This is a genomic window from Mycobacterium sp. (assembly GCF_032162105.1).
Lineage (GTDB): Bacteria > Actinomycetota > Actinomycetes > Mycobacteriales > Mycobacteriaceae > Mycobacterium.
Genome location: NZ_JAVRPS010000054.1, coordinates 1 through 3,970, shown reverse-complemented (window position 1 = coordinate 3,970; position 3,970 = coordinate 1). Strand labels below are relative to the sequence as shown.

Below are 3,970 nucleotides of genomic sequence, written 5' to 3'. Positions count from 1 at the left end.
TCGCAGCCGCTCCGAATCGGCCGCCGCGCGTGCCACCGCGTCGACCGCGTCGGCGCCCCGGCAGCCGGTGCGGCCGCCGCTCATGCCGACCTCCACGCAGACGTCGAGCTGCCGACCGACGCCCGCGGCCGCCAGCGCGGCAGTCATCAGCTCCACCCCACGCACCGAATCCACCCAGCACACCAGGCCGACGTCGGGATGGGCGTCCAGCTCGCGGCCCAGCCAGGCCACGCCGCCGTCGTCGACCACTTCGTTGGCCAGCATGACGTCGCGCACCCCGAACGCCCGGTAGGTCCGCACCTGGCTCACGGAGGCCACGGTGACCGCGCAGGCGCCCGCGTCGAGCTGGCGGGTGAGCAGCTGCGGGGCCATGTGCATCTTGCCGTGCGGAGCCAGCTCGACGCCGTGTTCGCGGCACCAGTCGGCCATCGTCTCGAGGTTGTGCGCCAGGGCCGATTCGCGGAGCACGCACAGCGGGCCGACGGCTCCGTCGTCGAACGGATCGGACGCCGCGGCGGACACCTGCGCGGGCGTTCGACCCCACCAGGACGCCGGTATGCCCTTGTATCGCCAGTCGAGTGGCTGGTCGGCCAGCGCGGCGACGCGTGACGCATCGAATTCGGGGGACATGACTTTCATTTAAGCTGGCACCCCGTGAGCTCAGCTGATAGGCCCGACACCGGAGCGGCCCCGGCCGCGACATCCGATCCCGACCTTCCCGAGCAGTTTCGGATCCGCCAGGCCAAGCGCGAGCGGCTGCTCGCCGAAGGCCGGGACCCGTACCCCGTCGAGGTGGCGCGCACCCACACCCTCGCCGAGGTCCGCCAGAGCTACCCCGACCTGCCTGCGGGCACGGAGACCGGACAGGACGTCGGTCTCGCGGGCCGCGTGGTGTTTGCTCGAAATTCGGGGAAGCTCTGCTTCGCGACGCTGCAGGAAGGTGACGGCACACAACTGCAGGCGATGGTCAGTTTCGACAAGGTGGGCGCCGAATCACTCGACGCCTGGAAGTCCGACGTCGACCTCGGCGACATCGTCTTCGTGCACGGTGAGGTGATCAGTTCGCGACGCGGCGAATTGTCTGTGCTTGCCGATTCCTGGCAAATCATCTCGAAAGCCCTGCGGCCACTTCCCGTCGCGCACAAGGAGATGACCGAGGAATCGCGCGTGCGGCAACGGTACGTCGACCTGATCGTCCGGCCGGAGGCCAGGACCATCGCACGGCAACGGATCGCAGTCGTGCGCGCCGTGCGTTCCGCACTGGAACGGCGAGGCTTCCTCGAAGTCGAAACTCCGATGCTGCAGACACTTGCGGGTGGTGCTGCCGCCCGGCCATTCGTGACGCACTCCAATGCCCTCGATGCAGACCTCTTCCTTCGGATCGCACCGGAGTTGTTCCTCAAGCGGTGCTTGGTCGGAGGTTTCGAGAAGGTCTTCGAGTTGAATCGGGTGTTTCGAAACGAGGGTGCGGATTCCACGCATTCACCGGAATTCGCGATGCTGGAGACATATCAGGCGTACGGAACCTACGATGATTCCGCCATCATGACGCGCGAGGTTATTCAGGAGGTCGCCGACGAGGCGATTGGCACCCGAGCGGTGCCACTGCCAGATGGCTCCACCTACGATCTCGACGGAGAATGGGCGATCGTCGAAATGTATCCCTCGCTGTCGCAGGCACTGGGTGAGGAGATCACCCCAGACACACCTGCCGAGCACTTGTGGTCGATTGCGGACCGATTGGGCGTCGAGATCCCTCGCGACCGCGGTTACGGGCACGGAAAACTGGTCGAGGAACTCTGGGAACACACCGTCGGCGAGACTCTGTGGGCCCCCACCTTCGTCCGTGACTTCCCCATCGAGACGACGCCTCTCACGCGGTCACACCGCAGCATTCCCGGTGTGACCGAGAAGTGGGATCTGTATGTCCGACGGTTCGAGTTGGCCACCGGTTATTCCGAACTGATCGATCCCGTGATTCAACGGGAAAGATTCGAAGCCCAGGCCCGTGCGGCGGCGGCAGGCGATGACGAGGCAATGCTTCTCGACGATGATTTCCTTGCCGCATTGGAGTATGCGATGCCACCGACCACGGGCACGGGAATGGGTATCGACCGCTTGTTGATGGCCCTGACGGGCCTGTCGATTAGGGAGACGGTATTGTTCCCGATAGTGCGCAGACACGGCAACTGATCGACTGAGATAGTATCGCTTGTTGAATGGCGTGCGTTCCTATGTCAGCATTGTGACGGGGTTCGAGATCAAACGACTGTGTTCCCAGGCAGAAGGGTCAGTGTGAGGTAATGGCAAAAAAAGTGACCGTCACCTTGGTCGATGATTTCGACGGTGAAGGTGCTGCCGACGAGACCGTCGAATTTTCGATCGACGGGGTGAGCTACGAGATCGACCTTTCGTCCAAGAATGCCGCAAAGCTTCGAAACGAACTGAAGCAATGGGTCGAAGCCGGCCGACGCGTCGGTGGCCGCAGAAGGGGCCGTTCGGCCGGTTCCGGCCGTGGCCGGGCCTCCATCGACAGGGAACAGAGTGCCGCCATCCGGGACTGGGCACGCCGCAATGGACACAATGTCTCCACCCGCGGACGCATTCCGGCCGACGTCATCGACGCCTTTCACGCGGCAACGTAAACAAACGTTGCCACAGACTCGGCGATCGTTTCCGGGTCTGTGCGCGCTTTCGCTAGCGGCGAACTCATCGGCGCCCACGGCGGAAACGTTTGACGCCTACCAGGCGTTGGTCTCTTGCAGCGCGGGATTCACCACGCCGACGCACTGGATCAGCCAGGGACAGGCAGGGCAGCCCGGGCCGCCGCCCATTAGAGTGGACGGCAGGTGCAGGATGCGGGACGCCGTACGGGGTAGTTCCAAGAGTTGCGCTACCTATGGAGAGCAGGTAACCACCGATGTTCGAACGCTTCACGGACCGCGCTCGTCGCGTCGTCGTCCTGGCACAAGAAGAAGCCAGGATGCTGAACCACAACTACATCGGCACTGAGCACATCCTCCTGGGACTGATTCATGAGGGTGAAGGTGTGGCCGCCAAGTCGCTGGAGTCGCTGGGCATCTCCCTTGAGGGTGTCCGCAGCCAGGTCGAGGAGATCATCGGTCAGGGCCAGCAGGCACCGAGCGGGCACATCCCGTTCACCCCTCGAGCCAAGAAGGTCCTCGAGCTGAGCCTGCGCGAGGCGCTGCAGCTCGGCCACAACTACATCGGGACCGAGCACATCCTGCTCGGCCTGATCCGCGAGGGCGAGGGCGTTGCCGCCCAGGTGCTGGTCAAGCTCGGCGCCGACCTCAACCGGGTCCGCCAGCAGGTCATCCAGCTGCTGTCCGGCTATCAGGGCAAGGAGGCCGCCGCAGCCGGTGGCCCCGCCGAGGGCACCCCGTCCACCTCGCTCGTGCTCGACCAGTTCGGCCGCAACCTCACGCAGGCCGCTCGGGAGGGCAAGCTCGACCCGGTCATCGGGCGCGAGAAGGAAATGGAGCGGGTCATGCAGATCCTCTCCCGACGTTCGAAGAACAACCCTGTCCTCATCGGTGAGCCCGGCGTCGGCAAGACCGCCGTCGTCGAGGGCCTGGCCCAGGCGATCGTCAAGGGCGAGGTGCCCGAGACGCTCAAGGACAAGCAGATCTACTCCCTCGACCTCGGTGCGCTCGTCGCCGGCAGCCGCTACCGCGGTGACTTCGAGGAGCGCCTGAAGAAGGTCCTGAAGGAGATCCGCACCCGCGGCGACATCATCTTGTTCATCGACGAGATCCACACGCTGGTCGGTGCCGGCGCCGCCGAAGGCGCCATCGACGCGGCCTCGATCCTGAAGCCGATGCTGGCCCGTGGCGAGCTGCAGACCATCGGCGCGACGACCCTCGATGAGTACCGCAAGCACCTGGAGAAGGACGCTGCGCTCGAGCGCCGGTTCCAGCCGATCCAGGTGGGTGAGCCGTCGCTGGCGCAC

At 65.1% G+C, this 3,970-nt stretch carries 4 protein-coding genes; 3 read left to right on the top strand and 1 reads right to left on the bottom strand.

Features of this window, described 5'->3' with window-relative positions:
• A partial coding sequence (locus tag QOC69_RS02705) for an alanine racemase (protein WP_526436092.1) occupies nucleotides 1-630 on the bottom strand: 630 nt, incomplete at its 3' end.
• A 24-nt stretch (nucleotides 631-654) separates the two neighbouring features.
• Between QOC69_RS02705 and lysS the strand changes: the two genes are divergently transcribed.
• The 3 genes from lysS to QOC69_RS02690 form a co-directional block, all read left to right on the top strand.
• Entirely contained in the window at nucleotides 655-2,193 is a 1,539-nt protein-coding gene (lysS, locus tag QOC69_RS02700) for a lysine--tRNA ligase (RefSeq protein ID WP_526436090.1), read from the top strand.
• 110 nt (nucleotides 2,194-2,303) lie between these two features.
• Nucleotides 2,304-2,645, top strand: a complete 342-nt coding sequence (gene lsr2, locus QOC69_RS02695) for a histone-like nucleoid-structuring protein Lsr2 (protein WP_184443497.1) — start codon at nucleotides 2,304-2,306, stop codon at nucleotides 2,643-2,645.
• Between the two features lie 275 nt (nucleotides 2,646-2,920).
• Nucleotides 2,921-3,970, top strand: a 1,050-nt coding sequence (locus QOC69_RS02690; protein WP_526436087.1) for a Clp protease N-terminal domain-containing protein, incomplete at its 3' end; no start/stop codon positions are given.